Annotated in this window: 16 protein-coding genes; 10 read left to right on the top strand and 6 right to left on the bottom strand. The window is 49.5% G+C overall.

Annotated features, from left to right (window positions below):
* Positions 1-285: 285 nt before the first annotated feature.
* Together Q4491_RS13550 and folE are read right to left on the bottom strand one after the other, a co-directional pair.
* Positions 286-2,052, bottom strand: coding sequence for a murein L,D-transpeptidase (locus Q4491_RS13550; protein WP_303458147.1), 1,767 nt, complete (start codon positions 2,050-2,052; stop codon positions 286-288).
* Between the two features lie 323 nt (positions 2,053-2,375).
* Positions 2,376-3,029 carry a GTP cyclohydrolase I FolE gene (gene folE, locus Q4491_RS13545; RefSeq protein WP_218385916.1) on the bottom strand — a complete coding sequence of 218 codons (654 nt, stop codon included), beginning with the start codon at positions 3,027-3,029 and terminating at the stop codon, positions 2,376-2,378.
* A 181-nt stretch (positions 3,030-3,210) separates the two neighbouring features.
* Between folE and moeA the strand changes: the two genes are divergently transcribed.
* Together moeA and moeB are read left to right on the top strand one after the other, a co-directional pair.
* Complete coding sequence (moeA, locus tag Q4491_RS13540; RefSeq protein WP_303458144.1) at positions 3,211-4,446, top strand: molybdopterin molybdotransferase MoeA; 1,236 nt, start codon at positions 3,211-3,213, stop codon at positions 4,444-4,446.
* A gap of 24 nt (positions 4,447-4,470) precedes the next feature.
* Entirely contained in the window at positions 4,471-5,226 is a 756-nt protein-coding gene (moeB, locus tag Q4491_RS13535) for a molybdopterin-synthase adenylyltransferase MoeB (RefSeq protein WP_303458142.1), read from the top strand.
* A 79-nt stretch (positions 5,227-5,305) separates the two neighbouring features.
* On the opposite strand, the gene Q4491_RS13530 is transcribed toward moeB, so the two are convergent.
* Positions 5,306-6,922, bottom strand: a complete 1,617-nt coding sequence (locus Q4491_RS13530) for an ABC transporter substrate-binding protein (protein WP_303458140.1) — start codon at positions 6,920-6,922, stop codon at positions 5,306-5,308.
* Between the two features lie 211 nt (positions 6,923-7,133).
* A complete protein-coding gene (locus Q4491_RS13525; protein WP_192016684.1) occupies positions 7,134-7,973 on the bottom strand; it encodes a S1 RNA-binding domain-containing protein in 840 nt (279 codons plus the stop codon).
* A 302-nt stretch (positions 7,974-8,275) separates the two neighbouring features.
* On the opposite strand from Q4491_RS13525, the gene Q4491_RS13520 reads away from it, so the two are divergent.
* Together Q4491_RS13520 and Q4491_RS13515 are read left to right on the top strand one after the other, a co-directional pair.
* Positions 8,276-9,619, top strand: a complete 1,344-nt coding sequence (locus Q4491_RS13520) for a hypothetical protein (RefSeq protein WP_192016685.1) — start codon at positions 8,276-8,278, stop codon at positions 9,617-9,619.
* A gap of 153 nt (positions 9,620-9,772) precedes the next feature.
* Positions 9,773-11,242 (top strand): YdiU family protein, encoded by a 1,470-nt coding sequence (locus tag Q4491_RS13515; protein ID WP_303458135.1) that lies wholly within the window; start codon positions 9,773-9,775, stop codon positions 11,240-11,242.
* 85 nt (positions 11,243-11,327) lie between these two features.
* Here Q4491_RS13515 and Q4491_RS13510 read toward each other — a convergent pair whose 3' ends face one another.
* Positions 11,328-12,251 carry a putative PEP-binding protein gene (locus tag Q4491_RS13510; RefSeq protein ID WP_303458133.1) on the bottom strand — a complete coding sequence of 308 codons (924 nt, stop codon included), beginning with the start codon at positions 12,249-12,251 and terminating at the stop codon, positions 11,328-11,330.
* Between the two features lie 270 nt (positions 12,252-12,521).
* On the opposite strand from Q4491_RS13510, the gene Q4491_RS13505 reads away from it, so the two are divergent.
* The 5 genes from Q4491_RS13505 (at position 12,522) to Q4491_RS13485 (ending at position 17,862) form a co-directional block, all read left to right on the top strand.
* Positions 12,522-13,574, top strand: coding sequence for a 3-deoxy-7-phosphoheptulonate synthase (locus Q4491_RS13505; RefSeq protein WP_218385928.1), 1,053 nt, complete (start codon positions 12,522-12,524; stop codon positions 13,572-13,574).
* Between the two features lie 84 nt (positions 13,575-13,658).
* On the top strand, positions 13,659-14,144 hold the full coding sequence (locus tag Q4491_RS13500; RefSeq protein ID WP_027252148.1) for a YajQ family cyclic di-GMP-binding protein: 486 nt from the start codon (positions 13,659-13,661) through the stop codon (positions 14,142-14,144).
* A gap of 272 nt (positions 14,145-14,416) precedes the next feature.
* The gene (locus tag Q4491_RS13495; RefSeq protein WP_303458132.1) at positions 14,417-16,039 is read left to right on the top strand and encodes a glycoside hydrolase family 19 protein; all 1,623 of its coding nucleotides are present in this window, start codon (positions 14,417-14,419) and stop codon (positions 16,037-16,039) included.
* A gap of 239 nt (positions 16,040-16,278) precedes the next feature.
* Positions 16,279-16,896: a DNA-J related domain-containing protein gene (locus Q4491_RS13490; protein WP_218385932.1), complete on the top strand. Its 618-nt coding sequence runs from the start codon at positions 16,279-16,281 to the stop codon at positions 16,894-16,896.
* Positions 16,897-17,019: 123 nt separating this feature from the next.
* A complete protein-coding gene (locus Q4491_RS13485; protein WP_218385934.1) occupies positions 17,020-17,862 on the top strand; it encodes a pirin family protein in 843 nt (280 codons plus the stop codon).
* A gap of 63 nt (positions 17,863-17,925) precedes the next feature.
* Here Q4491_RS13485 and lpxL read toward each other — a convergent pair whose 3' ends face one another.
* Complete coding sequence (lpxL, locus tag Q4491_RS13480) at positions 17,926-18,855, bottom strand: LpxL/LpxP family Kdo(2)-lipid IV(A) lauroyl/palmitoleoyl acyltransferase (RefSeq protein ID WP_303458129.1); 930 nt, start codon at positions 18,853-18,855, stop codon at positions 17,926-17,928.
* 562 nt (positions 18,856-19,417) lie between these two features.
* On the opposite strand from lpxL, the gene Q4491_RS13475 reads away from it, so the two are divergent.
* Complete coding sequence (locus tag Q4491_RS13475) at positions 19,418-19,711, top strand: helix-turn-helix domain-containing protein (RefSeq protein WP_027252143.1); 294 nt, start codon at positions 19,418-19,420, stop codon at positions 19,709-19,711.
* Positions 19,712-19,737: the final 26 nt, after the last annotated feature.

Raw genomic sequence — 19,737 nt, 5'->3', positions numbered from 1 at the left:
GGTATAGACCAAAATTGCGTATACTCTACGCAAGCTGCCTGCCCAGGCTCAATAGCCAGCAGTGCATTGACACAGAAAATTCATCTTAGGCGGGAGCTACGCTATGACATAACGTCTGCACAGAATGGCAGTAAGCCAATGGCTATGATTTGATTGTGTTCGTTGTCGGGGAAAACACGAAAGACTTCATGCCTTCCCCGCTCTGCGCTGATATTACTGCTAAAACATCATCTCCAGAAAATGTGGTTAAGGTTTTGTCTGGTCAACGGGTTAGCGCAGTCGTTATCAGCGATAGTTCATCATGGCGATGTAGTCATGTTCTTGCGGTACTGTGGAATCATCATCATAGCCATAAATATCGTCACGAACCTGCAGTTTACCTTGCTCATCAAGCCAGGCGGTGCGGTAAATAAAATCCACCGCCAGTGTTTTTCGCAGATTGATCGTCGCTGGGTTGCGTTTTCGCAATAAATTATCATAGGTTGCACTTTGTCCTGCCCGCTGCCTTTCCAGCAGGAAGTAGGCTAAGTCGTGCGCCTTCTCCACCCTGACGCAACCCGAGCTGAAGTTCCTTTTACTTTTGTTAAACAAACGCTTAACCGGCGTATCGTGCAAATAAATCGAAAAATCATTCGGCATCATGAATTTCACCTGCCCAAGTGCATTACCAGGGCCGGGTCTTTGCTGAAATTCGTAAGGAAAATTACGGGCCGACACCGTACTCCAGTCAATTTGTGCGGGGTCAATCGACTGCGCATCACTCCATCCCGACACCATCCGCATGTTATGACGTGCCAGATAGTCAGGAGATCGTTTCATGCTGGGTATGACATCTTCTTCCTTGATAGTTTCAGGGACATTCCAGGTTGGATTCACCACCATGTGATTGATAGCAGAAGAGAATAAATAGGTTGGCCGGCTGCTTCTGCCCACAATGACTTTCGATTCAAATACCACATTTTCATCATCCAGAACCCGCAACATGAATTCCGGAATATTCACCTGAAGCACCTCACCCTGACCATGTCGCTGCAGAACACGGTTACGCTGTAGATTCAGGGCCAGAAGCTGGGCAACCTGTTCGTACGAACGCGCCATATTCTGCGCGGTTTCAGGGCCAATGACGCCATCGTCTGTCAGGCCATGACGCTGCTGGAACTGCCGGATGGCCTGATGAAGTACACCGGTATTGGTGAGTCGGTTTACTGCTGACTCACCGGTTGCCTGCTCCATCTTCATGACATTGGCATAATCCTGATCCGACAAGTCACCATAAGTATTGAGCATGCGTGCAAGCTTGTCACCGTTAGGTATTTCAGCGCCAAATTTAATGGCCGGGCGTCCCGACAGATACACACCATGCGGCTGAGCCTGTTCAAGCGTGCGCATTTCGGCAACCAGCGCGTCAAAGTGCTTGTCTGTCGGACGCAGTCGTTGCAGTGAGGTTAGAGTCAGTGGCACAGTGATCATAGGGGCTGACGCAAGGTGTTGAGCATCCAGGGTAAAGTTGGCAGGCCGATAGAGCGCACTCGGATCATTGAGCATCTGGTTAACGGTGGACTGGTAGACCATCAGGGTATCTGTCGCCAGAAGATCCAGACCGCGTTGATCATCACGCTGCGATAGCTGTTGCAGTTCCTGAACTCGCTGCAATAAACCCGGCACCCTATGGGTTTCAGCCAGTGCTGTTAACTGCAGCAGTAATTCATCCACCAAAGCCGGATCACGCCAGAGGGGCATAAAATCATGACTGGCGTAAAGGTTTTGCAACGCTGTTGGGAAACACAACGGGTCAGTCTGGCCCGGACAAAGCTGGCGAGTGCTCAGAACGGAAACCGATTCCAACCCGTGCCTGCCGAGCTGAGGGACAGTCAGCGAGGCAGAAATAATCGAACTCTGAGCAGGAACCAGCCTTATCACGCCTTCTTCTGCCGCCAGCGAATACGCGGACATCAGCACTGCCGCAGCCAGTCCGGCTGTTCCTTTCACGAAACCAGAGACCGCAACATCCATTGCCTGTCGTGTCACTTTGCCGCTGTTGAAATTGAGCATAGCCTGACAACCCCACTTTACGTTCTTTGTTATTCGCACTAAAAGTCAGTAGTGGTTAACTCACTTTTATCCGGCTTTTCTTAGCCTAAGTTTATCCAAGCCACCAGCTGTAAAGTGTTCAACATTTAATAATCGCTAATATTAACGTTAGCTATACAATAAAGTACCTGTGCAGTAATGATTGACGTTATATTCACTATTTTTAATATCAATTACGTAATTTTGTCTTGCAGATATGTAATCGGTGCCATAAAAAAAGCCAATACAGACAGTTAGCTGTATTGGCTTTTTTTTACGACGGCAGGCTGGGTGGCGAAAAGCGGTTAACGCAGTCCGTGAAGGAACTCTGCACGGGTCGCAGGTATGCGTTTAAAAATACCGCCGAGTGCGGTTGTTGTTGTCTCGCTGGTTTGATCCATCACACCGCGGGCTTTTACACAGTAGTGCGTGGCATCAATTCTCACTGCGACATCATCGCTTTCCAACAAAGTTTGTAGCGCAACTAAGATTTGCTGCGTCATACGTTCCTGCACCTGAGGACGCTGAGCAAAGAAACGCACAATGCGATTAATCTTCGACAGGCCGATAATTTTTCCGCGCGGAATATAAGCCACCGTTGCTTTACCATCTATGGTTACAAGGTGATGCTCACAAGTGCTGGTCAGGGTGATCTCTTTTACCCGCACCATTTCATCACAGTTCATTTTGTTATCAATGACAGTGATTTTCGGAAAGTTGCCGTAATCCAGACCGGAGAAAATTTCGTCTACATACATTTTCGCGATACGTTTTGGGGTATCCATCAAGCTATCATCGGTGAGATCCAGAGATAATAATCCCAGAATTTCGCGCATGTGGAATTCAATACGTTCTTTCTTCTCGGCATTGCCAACCAATTCGGTTGTCATCGGGGTTTCCAGTCCACGCACTTCTAACGCCTGACGGACTTTCAATGCTGATTCGCTTAATGTTGTCATTTTCTCCTCCAACTGACTGAGGCTGATGATCGAACAACACTGCCTTGCCAGTAAAACTGAGCCCGAAGGATACCCCCATTTAGCAACAATTACACCTCGTATTTGCTGGGGGAATTAGTTCCGGCGAGTTTTTTTTGTCATAATAGTCAGCAATTAAGCATAACGAATGAAGGATTAGCAAATGGACTCGTGTGATGCGCCGGGCTTGATGCCGGTAGAAACAGCCATTGAGAAAATGCTGTCAGTGGTCAAACCTATCAGCAAAACCAATAGATTACCTTTGGCAGAAACACTGGGGCTGGTACTGGCAGAGGATGTGACCTCCCCGATTAACGTCCCGCCTTTTGCCAATTCCGCCATGGATGGCTACGCCCTTCAGCGTGCTGATTTAGACAAAACAGACACCCTGACTCTGGCCGGTCAGTCGTTTGCAGGTAGCCCTTTCGACGGTGCATGCCAATCAGGCCAGTGCATCCGTATTATGACAGGCGCAGAGCTACCGGCAGGGACAGATACCGTGATCATGCAGGAAGAGACAGAAGTTCTCGGCGATCAAATCCGCTTTCTGGCTACACCTCAGGCAGGAGACAATGTCCGCCCGATTGGCGATGACATTCAACTCGGCGAAGTTGTTGTTGCCAAAGGCCACAGGCTTTCAGCGCGAGAACTCCCGCTGATCGCTTCACTGGGCATTGCCAGCCTGCCTGTTTTCGAACGACCGAAAATCGCTTTCTTTTCCACCGGTGACGAGCTGCGCCCGCTCGGCGAACCGCTGGCCGCCGGCCAGATTTACGACAGCAACCGTTACGGGATTCGGGCGCTGCTGGATAAATTCGGCTGCGAGGTGCTGGATCTGGGGATTATTCCTGACGATCCCGCCCAGTTAGCGGCGGCTTTTGCGAAAGCCACCAGCACAGCGGATGTGTTAATCACCTCAGGTGGCGTCAGCGTTGGTGAAGCGGATTACACAAAAGATATCCTCACCCAGCAAGGTGAAGTTGGTTTTTGGAAGATAGCCATGAAACCAGGCAAGCCTTTTGCTTTCGGCAAGGTCAACGACTGCTGGTTTTGCGGTCTGCCGGGGAACCCGGTGTCAGCCATGCTCACCCTGTATCAGATGGTTCAGCCTGTCCTTGCCCAGTTGGCGGGCCAGAGTCAGTATCAGGCTCCCCAGCGCTTACCGGCCATTGCCAGTACCGTGTTTAAAAAACGCCCTGGCCGTACCGACTTCCAGCGCGGCATTTATCAGGTGAACGACAAAGGGCAAATTGAAGTGGCCACAACAGGCAATCAGGGGTCAGGCGCATTCAGCTCCATGCATCAGGCCAACTGCCTGGTCATTCTGGAACAAGAGCGCGGCAAAGTGCAGCCGGGTGAAACTGTCACGATTGAACCGTTTAACGCCAGTATGTATTAAATGATGACCGAGCAGGAGCCAGTAATGGAAGAGTTATCTGATCAAGAAATGCTGCGTTACAATCGGCAGATCATTTTGCGTCAGTTCGACTTTGAGGGCCAGGAAGCCTTAAAAGCGGCGCACATACTGATCCTTGGTGCCGGAGGGTTAGGTTGTGCCGCGAGCCAGTATCTGGCTGCGGCCGGCGCCGGCGTGCTGACCCTGATTGATGACGATAAGGTTGAGCTCTCCAATCTGCAACGTCAGGTGCTCCACCACGACGCGACTGTGGGTATGCTGAAAGTCGACTCCGCCAAACAGGCACTTGAGCGGATGAATCCGCACTGTACTGTTCGCACCATTGGCGAGCGGCTGGATGATGCGGCCCTGCTCACCCTGATAAAACAGCACACGCTGGTTGTCGACTGCAGCGATAACCTGCCGACCCGAAACCAGTTGAACCGTTTATGCTACCAGACTCAAACCCCTCTGGTTTCCGGCGCGGCAATACGCATGGAAGGCCAGATCAGTGTCTTCACTTATCAGAACGTTCAGCCTTGCTATGCCTGCCTCAGCAGCCTGTTCGGCGAACAAAACCTGACCTGTGTTGAAGCCGGTGTGATGTCACCTCTGGTTGGGATTATTGGTGCAGTACAGGCGATGGAAGCCATCAAAGTGATAGCGGCTATGGGCAAACCGCTCACAGGTAAAATTCTGCTGCTGGACGCCATGACCATGCACTGGCAGGAAATGAAGCTGATGAAACAGGCGAACTGCCCGGTTTGCGGGAGTAACGAATAACACGAGTAAAAAGAGCCTGACTGAGATCAGGCTCTTTGCTTAAGGCTCTTTAGTCAATCTTACAGAACGTTTCGTCGCATCACTTCATAATGTACAAATCACGGGTGTAGCGGTTTGCCGATGCATTGGTCGTTGAATACCCGCCGACTTTTGGCGACTTGATAACTGTCTTGGTATAAAAATACACAGGGATTGCCGGCATATCTTCAGCAAAAATACGTTCCGCTTCCTGATAGAAGTGATTACGCTCTTTATCTGATTTCGCCGCTAAAGCGTCTGCCATTGCTTTGTCGTAGGCTTGATTGGCCCAGCGAGAATAGTTCATGCCCTTGCTTTCAAAGTACGACAAAAAGGTTGATGCTTCATTATAGTCACCTACCCAGGCATAACGCGCCAGACTAAAGTCTTTCTGAGCCAGTTTCTGCAGGAAGGTTTTCCATTCCTGGTTCGCCAGATCCACTTCTACCGGCAGGCTTTGCTTCCACATCGACAGCATCGCCAGCGCCAGTTTTTTGTGCGATTCATTGGTGTTATATACCAGCTCAAATTTCAGCGGGTTATCTTTCGAATAGCCTGCTTCTTTCAACAATTCCTGCGCTTTTTGGTTACGTTCCTTCTGAGACAGCGAAGCCCAGGGCAATTCCGGCGCATCAAAACCCGCCACGGCAGGCGGTGTCACACCGTAGGCTGGGATCTGCCCCTGCCCCAGAATAAACTGAGTCACCACATCACGATCGATCGCATAAGCCAGTGCTTTACGGACGCGGACATCATCAAATGGCTTCTTATCTAAGTTGAACAGATAGTAATAGGTCGCCAGCGATGGCATGGTCAGCAGCTCATCAGGACGCTCTTGCTTGATGTGCTTATACTGTTCGAGCGGAAATGTCGCCGTGATGTCAATTTCACCGGTACGGTAACGGTTATACTCTGCCGTCTGATTTTCAATCGCCAGATAGGCGGCTTTGTTAATCACCGTTTTAGCATCGTTCCAATATGCTGGGTTACGTACCAGATCAATGCGCTCGTTCACTACCCAGTTGGTCAGAGTGTACGCACCTGAGCTGACGATATGATCCGGATTGATCCAGTTATCACCATACTTTTCAACCGCTTTACGGTAGACAGGAAACGTTGATGGATGTGAGAGCATTTTGACAAAATAAGGGGTTGGCTGAGTCAGACTAAACTGAACGGTGTTGTCGTCCAGTGCCTTGACACCCAGAGTCTCTTTGTCTTTTTTGCCATCAGTGATGTCTACAGCATTCACAATATTCGCTGTACCCAGATACCACGAATAAGGCGCTGCGGATGCCGGATCGGCATTGCGCTTAAAGCTGTATTCCACATCGTGCGCCGTTAATGGTTCACCGTTAGACCACTGAAGCCCGTCACGAAGATGGAAAGTCACGGTTTTGCCATCAGCAGAGATGTCCCAGTGCGAGGCCAGGGCAGGAATAATATTGCCTTCCTTGTCTTCAGACACTAAACCGTCGAACAAATCGCTGATCACCTTGCTGCTTGAGTCATCTGTGGTCATGGTGGGATCTAAGGTTGGCACCTCACCGCCCAGACTCCAGACAATCTCCTGTTTCTCTGCCAGCGTCACACCCGCAGGCACATCGGCTGCGTAAGCCGCGCCAGACATCAGCAGCGAAATACCTGCAGCCAATGCTTTCACTTTCATTCCTTGCATGTTTATTCCTTGTCAATTGTAGTGTGTTGTCAGGTTGGATAAGCCTTGGATGGGACCTAACAGTTTTTTACTCACAATCAATGACTATAAATGGCTCAATGCTGTAACCATTCAGGTATATAAACATACGCTCATATTGAGCAAGAGAGAATAACAGCGGTCACAAAAAAGCCGGTGAGTTTCACCGGCTTATGTCAGAATTGCAGCACTTTCAGTTATCGTTGAGACGGATACCATCCCTTTCGATGATGATCAGGCCTTTCTTGTATAAGCTGCCAATGGTTTTTTTGAACGTTGCTTTACTGGTTCTGAACGCTTTGAAGATATCATCGGGTGCTGACTTATCGCTCAAAGGCAGAAAGCCCCCCTGCCGCTCCAGCGTTGTCAGGATTTTATCCGCCAGATCGTCCACTTTCGCTTTGCCTGCTTTTTGTAACGACAGGTTGATCTTGCCATCGGGGCGAATTTCTTTGATATAGGCTTTCAGTTTCTTACCGACAAACAACTTACCAAACGCTTCTGTCTTAAAGAAAAGTCCCCAGTGCAAATCTTCGATCACCGCTTTGTAACCCAGCTCAGTCGTTTCCGCGATTAAGACTTTCACTTCATCGCCCACTTGATACGGTGCCGGTGTTTTATCCAGAAAACGGTTCAGTTTAGTCGAGCCGACTATACGGCCGGACGCTTTATCGGTATAGATTCGCACCAGAATATTCTGACCGACTTCCAGGCGGCGTCGCTGCTCACTGAACGGTACCAGCAGATCTTTATCCAGCCCCCAGTCAACAAAGGCCCCGACACCCGAAATGCCGACTATCTTCAGCAGCGCAAAATCACCGACTTGCGCCAGCGGTGTTTTCGTCGTCGCAATAATGTCATCTTCAGAATCAAAATAGACGAACACCTCCAGATTATCCCCCAGAGATGTGCCTTCAGGCACAGACGATTTCGGCAGCAAAATATTGCCAAAATCCTCGCCACCATCCAGAAACACGCCAAAATCTACAATTTTTACGACTTCCAACGTGTTGTACTGACCAACTTTAATCATAAATATGTCACTCTCAGGGTAAACTATTCCAGCGGTTATCCGCCTCAATCTCCGGTCAGCAGCGTTTCTGACACAAAACTAACGCTGAACGGGAGAAAGCTCGCTATTTTGAAACGCGCATTATACGTGATGTTGATTCAGGCTGCCTGACCAAAATAGGCGTATCTGACCAAAATTTCTGCTGTCGAGCCATAACTCGTTGTCTGGTAGTGCTATTTCACATGAGTTTACACTAAAATTCTAACAGCAACTGAATCCGGCAAACCCACACCACAGAACCTTCAGAGAGGAACCGACTTAAAGTGATCACCGTTGAAAAGAAAGATGGCCATAACCTGAAAATGTCACATGTCATCCATGAGGCAAAAAATCGTCAGCTTGATGTATTTCTTTTCATTCCCGGTGAACTTGGCCTGAACGCCAATATCATGTCTGAAGACGAGTTCTACCATAATGTCATTCACGGTAAGCGAACTTACTTCAGTGATGTTCATCACCTTCCACTGGTACACAGTCGCCTCGCCAGTCGTGGTAATTTGCCATCCGGTCAGTATCGCTTGAGCCTGAGTTTGTTTGCTTACCAGTTTGCGGTGGCACTGGAAGAAACCGTCCATCAGCTACTTGATGAAAAAACAGAGCGAACCACAGAGGAACTGGAAGAAGTCGCCAGTGTTTCGGCAGGGATTCTCAAGCGTTTGCGCCGGAATGTGCCGAGTGATGAAGAACTGCTCAAGTATTACCAAAACATAGATAACTATTTGTCCTGGTTTACAGAACAGCGTTTCCTTTCGTTGGTCGCCCACCTGCCAAGAGCGGAAAACTACAGCGAAATCAAAGCACTGTATCTGGATTTCTGTCAGACAGAGTCCGCTCACCGTTTATCTAATAATTATAACTCTGAGCGCGCAACGGCTGATCCAACGCGCATGTCGAACAAAATGCGGTTGCTGCGACGCCTGATAGAATATCCGGTCACCATGAAAGAGAGCACGACTGTTTTGGGTAATACCACCAAAAAAGTCGTGACAGGGTTTGCGGCCGGTTTTGTGATGATCTTTGTCACCATCATGCTGATTGAGGCCCGCGGTGTACTTGGTGACATTACCGCGTCGTTTATCCTGGTGCTGTCGGTAATTTATGCCGCCCGCGAGGTGTTTAAAGACGACCTTAAGCACGCTCTCTGGCGCTGGGTACGAAAAGGCAAACCCAAGTGGCGTAAACAGTTTTTTGACAGCGACAGCAATAAACTGATTGGCCGCCAGCTGGAATGGCTGGAATACATGCGCTACGACACGCTGGATGACAACATCAAAAAAGCGCGCAAGCACAAGGTGTCGGCTAAAGAAGAAGCCATTCTGCATTACAAAAGTACCACCAGAATGTCGACGACCAAGTTTCTGACCGGGTATGAACAAACCAAAGAATCGATTCTTTTTGATCTGCGCTTCCTGTCCACGCTGATGGAAAAAGGTTCCCAGAAGATTTACGTCATGCGTGACGGCCAGGTGGCGAGAGAATCGGTTGAAAAACGGCACCTGATTAACCTGATCACCCGTGAGAGTGACGAAGATCAGGAACCTAAAATACAGCGCTGGAAGATCATCATGAACCGTTCAAAGATCGTTGATATTGAAGCGATTGACTGATTTCCTTCGCTAACTGACACGATTGTGGGCCTCTTCTATGCTTATGTTATGAGGAGGCCCACTTTCCGATGCCATTAACCCTACATTTTATGCCTTGTTTACAGGCCGTAACTTGATACGCTACCCCTCACTTTCATCTTCCTGGCGGCCATTATGCGCAAACTGACCGAATTGATTTTCAATAATACTTACAGTGAATTACCCAGTGTGTTCGGCACCCGGGTGATCCCCCAGCCGCTGGAAAATCCTTACCTGGTCAGTGTCAATCCTGCCGTCTGTGAAATGCTGGAACTGGATCCTGCCGAAGCGCAAACCCCTTTCTTTGCAGAACTGTTTACCGGCAATGAGGCACTGCACGGACTTGACCCGCTGGCCATGAAATACACAGGTCATCAGTTCGGTCAGTACAATCCGGATTTAGGCGATGGACGCGGCCTTTTGATGGGAGAAGTGATCACATCACAAGGCAACAAGTGGGACATTCATCTGAAAGGCTCCGGGCAAACCCCTTATTCCCGCATGGGAGACGGACGCGCAGTGTTACGCTCCAGCATCCGTGAATATCTGGCCAGTGCGGCCATGAAAGGCCTGGGTATCCGAACCACGCATGCACTGGCCGTGTTAGCCAGCGACACCCCTGTTTACCGGGAAAAAGCAGAACCGGGCGCCACACTGATCCGTGTCGCAGAAAGCCACCTGCGTTTCGGCCACTTTGAATACCTGTTTTATACCCAGCAGCACACGGAGCTGAAGCTGCTGGCGGATTATCTGATCAAGCATCATTTCGCTGATCTACTCACCCATGCCACACCGTATGCGGCCATGTTCCAGCGCATCGTCGATCTGACAGCCACCTTAATCGCTGACTGGCAAGCCGTTGGTTTTGCTCACGGTGTGATGAATACCGACAACATGTCAGTGCTCGGACTGACATTCGACTACGGTCCTTACGGGTTCCTGGACGATTATCAGCCGGGTTATATCTGTAACCATTCAGACTATTCAGGCCGCTACGCGTTTAACCAGCAACCGTCCATTGCACTGTGGAATTTATCCGCGCTTGGCTATGCATTAACCCCGCTTCTCGACAAAGAAGAGATTGATGCCGCACTGCACAGCTACCAGTCACGGCTTCAACAGGAATACAGCATCCGGATGCGCAATAAATTGGGCATTATGGAACGCCATGAAGAAGACAGCGCCCTGTTCAGTGAGATGTTTGAGCTGCTCGCCAATCAGGCAATAGATTACACCCTGTTCTTCAGAACGCTGACTGACATTCCAGCCGGAAACCTGACTGACAGCAGCCACCTGTTTTCGGATCTGGTTAACGATCCTGCGCCCCTGCAAGCCTGGCTTAACACTTACGCGAAGCGACTGACACTCGAACAGAACAACGATGCCGATCGCTTAGCGTTAATGCGGCTGCATAATCCTAAATACATACTGAGGAATTATTTAGCCCAGCAAGCCATTGAGCAGGCGGAAAGTGGTGACTATGCCATGGTTGAGAATCTGCTGACCGTGCTGGCCAACCCATATGACGATCACCCTGGCTATGAGCAGCTGGCGGCGAAACCACCGCAATGGGGAAAAGAGCTGGAAATCAGTTGCTCGTCTTAGCAAACACACTTTTCCGGCACGATGCCGACACGATAGAAAAGAGCGGCAAGTATAATAAGAGCCTGAATACTCAGGCTCTTCGTAGTTATTGTGGGCTGCAGATAAGACTCGTCACTGCGTGTTCCGATAGCCAGCGCTGAAGTTTTGGCTGAACGGTGACAGAGCGTGACAGTAATTCACAAGGCTTATTCACTTCCCGGCTCTTTTTCAGAGTACGTTCAGCCAGAAATAACACTGCGTCATTATAAGGTTCGTCATAATCCAGCGTGTCATTTGCCGGGTCTATCGCCAGCGTCAGTTGTGCCAGATGATCCAGATCGATCACTACACCATCAAAGTAATGCAGAAATTTATCCGCCATCACAGCATTGGCCGGTAAATCACACATCAGATGCACCTGCAAACCTGACTTTCCGCGAAACAAACCTTGTTCTGCCAGCAAATCATGAACGGATGCCGCATCACTGTATGTCCGGACAAAAGGAATCACTATGGCTATCGGCAAATCACCGGTAACAAGGCGCAATTGCTTGATAATCTGACACTGCAGTGCAAACATTCTGGCCCACTGCGGCTGCAGGTAGCGAGCGACACCGCGCAGCCCCATCACGGGATTCTCTTCTTTCGGCATTAAATGACCGCCAATCTGCGTACTGTCGCTGGCAATCTCCCCTCCGCTGAGTCTCAGCTTCAGTACCGGTTTGGTATGTCCTGCCGCAATACGTTTCTGAGCAAATTCAGACAAATCACTGACCAGCCTGTCAACCAGAAAGCTCTCAGCATCTTTCCCGCAGGTTATCGCTGACAACGCCGCTTTCTCATCACCATTGAGTACATCCGGCTGACACACAGCGCTGAGATGAATCCCGGTTTCTGCTATTAACGCATCCAACCCTATCAAAACTGTATTGCTGGCTTCATCTGTTGACCTTGATACCAATTGCGAGCGCGTTAATGCGATTACTTTACCCGCGACAACATTGGTCGCCCACTTCTCTGCGGACATCATAGCCATCTCCCTTACACTGCTGTTTATTATCTGTTATTCAACCAAAGTAGCTCAGCATCCGAGTTACTCTGAAAGGCAAGCACCATTTTTATGCTTACAGGAAACATAACAATTCATTTTTATCCGGTGCAACCATTATTCAGGTTTTCTTCAGATCCCAGTAAATTCAGGCCATAAAGGTGATGGATATTAATCGTTTGGTTTATTCCTGCGGCCTTTTAGGCTATCTTTATCCGTCATCAATGTTACACCTGAAAAGCAGGCGCCCAAATGCCCCAAAAAACCGATGAACTTCGTACCGTCAGTCTCGGACGTATGCCTTCTCCAGACGAGGTGGAAGCCGCCCATCCGATGACAGATCCCACCGCCAAGCACATCGCTCATTCCCGCCGTGAGATCGAAAACATTCTGACAGGCAAAGATAACCGCCTTCTGGTCATCGTTGGCCCATGTTCAGTCCATGATACAGAAGCCGCTCTGGACTATGCGCGTCGCCTGCTGACACTGAAAGACAAATACCAGGAAAAACTGTGCATTGTAATGCGCACCTATTTCGAAAAACCACGGACTGTCGTTGGCTGGAAGGGCCTGGTTTCCGATCCCCATCTTGATGGTAGTCTGGATTTAGTTGCCGGTTTGTACAAAGCCAGAAAACTACTGCTCGACATTAATCAGCTGGGCATGCCAACAGCGACCGAGTTCCTTGATATGATCACAGGCCAGTACATTGCGGACTTGATCAGCTGGGGAGCGATTGGCGCACGTACCACTGAATCTCAGATACACCGTGAAATGGCCTCTGCGCTTTCCTGTCCGGTAGGATTTAAAAACGGCACCGATGGTAATGTGAAAATTGCGATAGATGCGATTCGTGCCACCCGTGCACCGCACGTTTTTTGCTCCCCGGCAAAAAATGGCGAGATGACGATTTACAAAACCGCGGGCAATCCCCATGGCCACATTATTTTGCGTGGCGGAAAAATGCCAAATTATCACGCAGAAGACATTCAGGCAGCCTGTGACGCGCTGGAAGAGTTTGCGCTGCCGACTAAGCTGGTAGTCGATTTCAGCCATGGAAACTGTCAGAAGCAACATAAACGCCAGCTTGATGTGGCTGCCGACATCTGTAAACAATTGACAGATGGCAGTCGCTACATTGCCGGCATTATGGCAGAAAGCTTTATTGTTGAAGGTAATCAGTCACTGGAAAGCGGCCAGGAAAAAGGCCTGACCTATGGTCAATCCATCACCGACCCTTGCATAAGCTGGGAAGATACTGAAGAGATGCTTGCCATGCTCGCTGCTGCAGTCCAAAAACAATAAGTCAGGCCAAAAGCCATTAGTTACAATAATCTGGCGTTTTATGATATAAAAACGCCCATTAACAATGATGAGCAGGAATACACCATGCCTTCTTTTGATATTATTTCTGAAGTCGATACCGTTGAGCTGAAAAATGCGGTAGATAACAGTAACCGCGAGCTGGACACCCGCTTTGATTTCCGCAATGTAGAAGCCACTTTCAGTCTGAATAAAGAAATCGTGAAAATGTCTGCTGAAGCTGAGTTTCAGCTGCTGCAAATGCGCGATATCCTTCGCGGAAACTTAGCCAAACGCGGCGTTGATGCCCGCGCGATGGAAACCAAAGACATGGTTCACACTGGGAAAACCTATTCACAGGAAGCCATGTTTAAGCAAGGGATTGATACCCCTGTGGCTAAGCAAATAGTCAAAATGCTAAAAGATTCCAAGATCAAAGTGCAAGCCTCTATTCAGGGCGACAAAGTCCGGGTAACCGGTAAAAAGCGCGATGACCTGCAAGCTGCAATGGCGCTGGTACGAAGCTCAGAAGAGCTGGATAAACCTTTCCAGTTTGAAAACTTCCGCGACTGATTCACCGCTTTATCCATTGATTTCAGGAAGGCGATACATGCCTTCCTGATCAGCCACCGAGTCAACATCAACACTTTTTACACCACTCCAATTAAGTTGTAGTGCGTTATCACAACTTCTCAGCAAGTCTCTGACTCCTTCACTGATTCCTATTGCTTGCTATCACAGTTTGTCATTTCATCTCACGACAAAACTGTCATAAGCGATACCTTAATTTGCAGTACATTTTTTCGGTCAACTGACCGGCTTTTACTGCACTTAAGGAACCAATAATGAATAACAGACACATACTGCAAAGGACGCTGAAGACAGTCCTGATCAGCAGTGCTTTACTCTCTGCCAGCGTCATGGCCACGGCGAATTACAACCCCGATGGCGTTTATAGCGCGGGTGAACAAGTCATCTATCAGGGAGCCACTTATCAAGCACTGCGCAGCACAGAAAACGAGGCACCCGATACGTATCTGGGCGATGCCTGGCAACAGGTCAACGCGCTGAATGTAACGTCATCAACAACACCGACGTATCCGGCCTACCAAAGCAGTGCTGTGTATGTAGGGGGTGACCACGTTTCTTACAACAGTCAGATTTATAAAGCAAAATGGTGGACACAGGGAGAAGCACCAGACGCCACACCCGGCACAGGCGTTTGGGAGTGGGTCAGTGCAGACAACAACCCTGATCCCGGCCCCGGCCCTGATCCGGATCCAACGCCGGAACCGACACCGGCCAACGGTATCATTGGTCAGAACCCGGACGGCAGCTATATCATGAGCAAAACCTATCTGGATGCCCGTGAAGCCGAACTGACCAGCTCGCCGGAATTCGCTGCCGTGCTGGCTTCAATCAGCACACGCGACAACGCAGTTGTAGAAGCCGTTGTTCCTGGCTTGTCTACCAACCCGGATAACGTCAAACGGGTTGAAGCCTTAATCAGCGAGCAAAAATGGGATGCGCTGTTCCCGGAGCGCAACGTCGTCTATACCTACTCTAATTTTCTGAAAGCAGTCGCGAAATTCAAAGGTTTTTGTGCCACCTACACCGATGAGCGTGCAGCGCAATCAGATGCCATCTGTGCCAAATCGCTGGCCGTCATGTTCGCGCATTTCACTCAGGAAACCGGCGCCCATAACCCCCACTCTCCTTACGAAGAATGGCGGCAGGGCCTGTTCTTTGTACGCGAAGCCGGGTGTTCGGAAGAGGCCTCTTCCTGTGGCTACAACAGTGAATGTGCCGCCAGTAACTGGCAGACTGAACAGTGGCCATGCGGGACTAACCCCGACGGCAGTTATGTGAAGTATTTCGGTCGTGGTGCCAAACAACTGTCTTACCACTACAACTACGGCCCCTTCTCTGACTTTATCTTTAACGACGTTAACGTACTGCTACAAGATCCGGATCGTGTTGCTGACAGCTGGCTGAACCTGGCGTCTGCCGTGTTCTTCTTTGTGTATCCGCAGCCACCGAAACCTTCCATGCTGCATGTTATTGACGGTACATGGCAGCCAACAGCAGCAGATATTGCTGAGAAGCGCGTACCCGGCTTTGGTGTCACCACTATGATCATCAATGGCGGTATTGAATGCACGCTTGACACTGAGAAACCTCAGTCAGTCAACCGTATTAAATACTACCGTGGTCACGCTGCCGCTCTGGGTGTTGCCATTCCCGCAGACGAACAGCTGGGCTGTGCGGGTATGAAAGCGTTCAAGAAAACAGGTGACAGCACCTTTGGCCTGTACTGGGAAAATGACTGGAGCTATTACCCGGATAACCCGAGCGGCAGCAGCTTTGCCTGCCGGATTGAATCCGGGTATCAAACCGCATACACCACACTGAAAAAAGGCGATTATGCCAAGTGTATCCAGAAGTATTACGGCGTGACGATTGAGTAACACCACTCATTCCAGCAACATCAGATAAAGATTCCGGGATAATGAACAGCGTCATGCACTTATCCCGGATTTTTTCATGCAATAGCCTGAAAATGTGCAAGCTGTGACACCGATTCCCCTATCCGCTTTCTGTACCCTGATTTCTTTTTGTCTCACACCCGAGTTTGTTAGAGTGCCACTGCCTATCGTCGCAGACGGTGATCAGGCGACACCTTTTTCACAACTAACGGAAACACTGAATGACCCTGCCAGAGCGTCCATCTGACGAACAACCTGAAAACCCGCTTATCTGGCCCATTCTCAGCCTTCTGGAAAAGCAACCCGATGGATGGATGGTACATACCCTGGCGGAATCGTTGAAGCAGCAAGGTTTACTGAACACCTTAGACGAGGTTGCTGAGCAGGATCTGTTCAAGCGAAATTTTCTGCTGATGAATGCGCTATACCAGCTGCAGCAAATGCTGTTGCCCCGGCAGTGGCTGCAGGCTCAGGCAATGAACATCAAACTGATGCAAAATCAGGGTGATCAGCAGGTCGACGAGCAAGACCCGCTCAGGGAATACTATCTGGACTGGCAGAATTATAACTCTGATACCCACTCCATCCGCGATCTGCTGTCAACGTTCTGGCAAAGATATCAGCAACACATTGGCAACCTGAGTGTCACGACAAACGCCTCATGGCAACAAGATCTGGCCGTACTTGAGCTTCCCGCTGATGCCAGTCCGGCACAAATACGCAAACAATGGCGAAGGCTGGCATTGCGCTGGCACCCTGATCGCCCGGAAGGTAATACAGAGAAATTCCGACAGGCCTGTGAAGCCTGGCAGCGCATTCAAAGCCGCCTCCACAACTAACCCCAAACGCCAACTCATTCAATTTTTTCTAATAAGCTGTTCGTCAGCCTGAACTGTTCTGTTGCCTTTGCCCGGCGTACACTTTTTTCAAACTACGCCGGAAGCTGATATTCGGAGGCAATCATGGCAATCAGACACATTCAACATATCCTGCGCTCTCACCCATCGTCAGATGGTGATGGTGTCAAAATTCAACGCGTGCATGGTTTCGACAATGCGGCATTCTCGCCTTTTCTGATGGTTGATGAGCTCAAGTCTGATCAGGCCGCTGACTATATTGGCGGGTTTCCACCCCATCCGCACCGAGGCATAGAAACACTGACTTATATGTTACGCGGTCACTTCCAGCACCAAGACCACTTGGGCAACAAAGGCGAGCTGAAAGACGGTGGTGCGCAATGGATGTCGGCAGGTAAAGGGGTTATTCACAGTGAGATGCCCATCATGGCCGACGGGCAATTACATGGTTTTCAAATTTGGATAAACCTGCCCGCCAACAAAAAAATGCTGCCCGCTCAGTACCATGACTTCCAGTCTGACGTGATTACAGAGAAACAGCTAAATGAGCAGAACCTGATTCGTGTTATTGCCGGCGATCTCACCATTGACGGTGACACTCTGACAGGTCCGCTACAAGAAACGGGTGTACCCACCACTATTGCAGACTGGCGAGCAGCAGCCGGTGAGCAATTGAACAGTTGCCTGAACCCGGATTTCCAGGCCATGCTGTATGTTTACCAGGGAGCAGTCAGCATCGAGGGACGACATGCCAAAGCCGGTGAACTGGTGATGTTAACCGCAGGTGAAGGTCTGGCAATAACGGCCACAGAAGATACCGGGCTGCTATTGCTTTCGGGCACCCCGATTAATGAGCCAGTGGCACATTACGGCCCTTTTGTCATGAATACCATGGAAGAGATCGAGCAAGCGATTCGTGATTATCAGGCCGGCCAGCTGACCGACTAGCTGATAGCCACACGCCCTACGAAAACAGCCCGCAATGCGGGCTGTTTTTTTATCTTTCGCCAATCAGTATAAACTGGCTTCGCCTTCGGGACGGGTCTTAAACCGCCGGTGCAGCCACATATACTGCTCTGGTGCCTGCATGATCATAGGTTCTACCGCGTGTTTGTTGATATAGACTGCTGCCGCATCCGGATCATTATGCGGGAAGTCTTCCAACGGTTTAAACACTCTGAGTGTATACATACCGTCATCGGTGTCGCGGACCAGGGCAATAGGTACAATGGCACAATCAGTGGCATCAACCAGTAAACTGGTTCCTACCGTCGTACACGCCTTATCAACGGCAAACAGGGGCGCAAAGGTTGAACGGCGACGACCATAATCATGATCAGGGGCATACCAGACCCGCTCCCCTTCACGCAAGGCACGGAACATCCCTTTGACATCTTTGCGATCCAGCATATAACGGTTAGAACGCACCCGGCCTTTAAACTGGAAATAATCAAAACAAGGGTTATTGTTCGGACGGTAGACACCCACACCCGGCGCTCTAAGGCCGAATGCGCGGGCTCCGACTTCCAGATTCATGGAATGAACGGCCACCAGCAGTACACCTTTCCCTTGCTTATCCAGCTCATCCAGATACTCAACACCTTCAAACCGGATGTGGCGTTTAACCCGCCATTCAGGCCAGAACCAGGCCATACCAGTTTCAAACAAAGCCAGTCCGGCATTGTCGATATTTTTCTTAATCAACGTATCACGCTCATCCTTTGGCATATCTGGAAAGCAGAGTTCCAGATTACGCTCAATGGTATAACGACGCTTTTTGAGCAATTTGATTGCCAGCCTGCCGACACCTTTACCCATCAGAAACTGAATACGGTAAGGGAGTAAACTGATGAGTTTCATAGTGCCAATCATCAACAAGGTCGGCCAGTATCGGGGGTGAAGAAGTTCGGCCTTAAATTCCGGTGCCGTCAATTTGCTCATAACAGAGACGATTTTCCTTATTGTTTGAAGCGAAGCCTGCACTGTCATCGTCGTGGGCAGACAGGAAAAGAACAATGTATTGTATACCAGCATGGCAAGCTTGCAAGAACCACAGCACCTGGTCTGTTCACCTGGCTACTATCCCTGCAGTGCCAAACAAAGAAAAAAGAAAAGCCACCCGCAGGTGGCCAGTTGAAAATTATAGTTTTAGTCTGTTGTTATTATAATTCTGAATCCCTGCACAGTATCAGCGCTTCCCCTAAGCCCTGAAGCAGTGATCACAGATACTCCCTCTTCTTCACATCACTGCATTAACATTCACGTAATACGCGCTTTGTTTCTGCTGTGTCTGGTTTCATTATTTGATTGCACTATTCGGGCCAACTTTATCCATTCATTAATTTCAATATGTTACGGTTTTACAAAGATGACGACTTCAGACAGCTGTAAAACTCTCTGACAATAGCAACCGGCTGCATCAAAACGCCGTTCATCCTGGCTGAAATTGGTGATACTCTGGCATCGTCAGTTAAGATGTTTAAACGGAGTTAACACGGCAGTTATGTCCATCAGTAAAACCAAATCCAGCTTTTATCGTCGCTTATATGTCGCGCACCTGATCGACCAGGGCATCGCGACAGTGCCCGCATTGCTTGAATATACAGGTATGCCGAGGCGCACAGCGCAAGACACCATTAAAAGCCTCTCCGACCTCGATATTGTGTGTGAATTCAAACAGGCAGAGGGAGAACGCCACCGAAGCGGACGGTATGAAATTCAGGAATGGGGCGCAATCAACAAACAATGGATTGCCGACAACCTCACTGACATAAAAGCAGTGCTTGATTACCCCTGATGAACTATCTGCTACGCAAGTTATCG

The sequence above is a fragment of the Photobacterium sp. 2_MG-2023 genome (assembly GCF_030547675.1).
Lineage (GTDB): Bacteria > Pseudomonadota > Gammaproteobacteria > Enterobacterales > Vibrionaceae > Photobacterium > Photobacterium arenosum.
Note: the sequence above shows the minus strand (reverse complement) of the source record. Positions and strands in the feature narration are given on the sequence as shown.

Coding starts and splice junctions, on each gene's coding strand:
- Q4491_RS13550 (WP_303458147.1), bottom strand. CDS start 2,052: ATGCTCAATTTCAACAGCGGCAAAGTGACACGACAGGCAATGGATGTT.
- folE (WP_218385916.1), bottom strand. CDS start 3,029: ATGACAACATTAAGCGAATCAGCATTGAAAGTCCGTCAGGCGTTAGAA.
- moeA (WP_303458144.1), top strand. CDS start 3,211: ATGGACTCGTGTGATGCGCCGGGCTTGATGCCGGTAGAAACAGCCATT.
- moeB (WP_303458142.1), top strand. CDS start 4,471: ATGGAAGAGTTATCTGATCAAGAAATGCTGCGTTACAATCGGCAGATC.
- Q4491_RS13530 (WP_303458140.1), bottom strand. CDS start 6,922: ATGCAAGGAATGAAAGTGAAAGCATTGGCTGCAGGTATTTCGCTGCTG.
- Q4491_RS13525 (WP_192016684.1), bottom strand. CDS start 7,973: ATGATTAAAGTTGGTCAGTACAACACGTTGGAAGTCGTAAAAATTGTA.
- Q4491_RS13515 (WP_303458135.1), top strand. CDS start 9,773: ATGCGCAAACTGACCGAATTGATTTTCAATAATACTTACAGTGAATTA.
- Q4491_RS13510 (WP_303458133.1), bottom strand. CDS start 12,251: ATGATGTCCGCAGAGAAGTGGGCGACCAATGTTGTCGCGGGTAAAGTA.
- Q4491_RS13505 (WP_218385928.1), top strand. CDS start 12,522: ATGCCCCAAAAAACCGATGAACTTCGTACCGTCAGTCTCGGACGTATG.
- Q4491_RS13500 (WP_027252148.1), top strand. CDS start 13,659: ATGCCTTCTTTTGATATTATTTCTGAAGTCGATACCGTTGAGCTGAAA.
- Q4491_RS13495 (WP_303458132.1), top strand. CDS start 14,417: ATGAATAACAGACACATACTGCAAAGGACGCTGAAGACAGTCCTGATC.
- Q4491_RS13490 (WP_218385932.1), top strand. CDS start 16,279: ATGACCCTGCCAGAGCGTCCATCTGACGAACAACCTGAAAACCCGCTT.
- Q4491_RS13485 (WP_218385934.1), top strand. CDS start 17,020: ATGGCAATCAGACACATTCAACATATCCTGCGCTCTCACCCATCGTCA.
- lpxL (WP_303458129.1), bottom strand. CDS start 18,855: ATGAGCAAATTGACGGCACCGGAATTTAAGGCCGAACTTCTTCACCCC.
- Q4491_RS13475 (WP_027252143.1), top strand. CDS start 19,418: ATGTCCATCAGTAAAACCAAATCCAGCTTTTATCGTCGCTTATATGTC.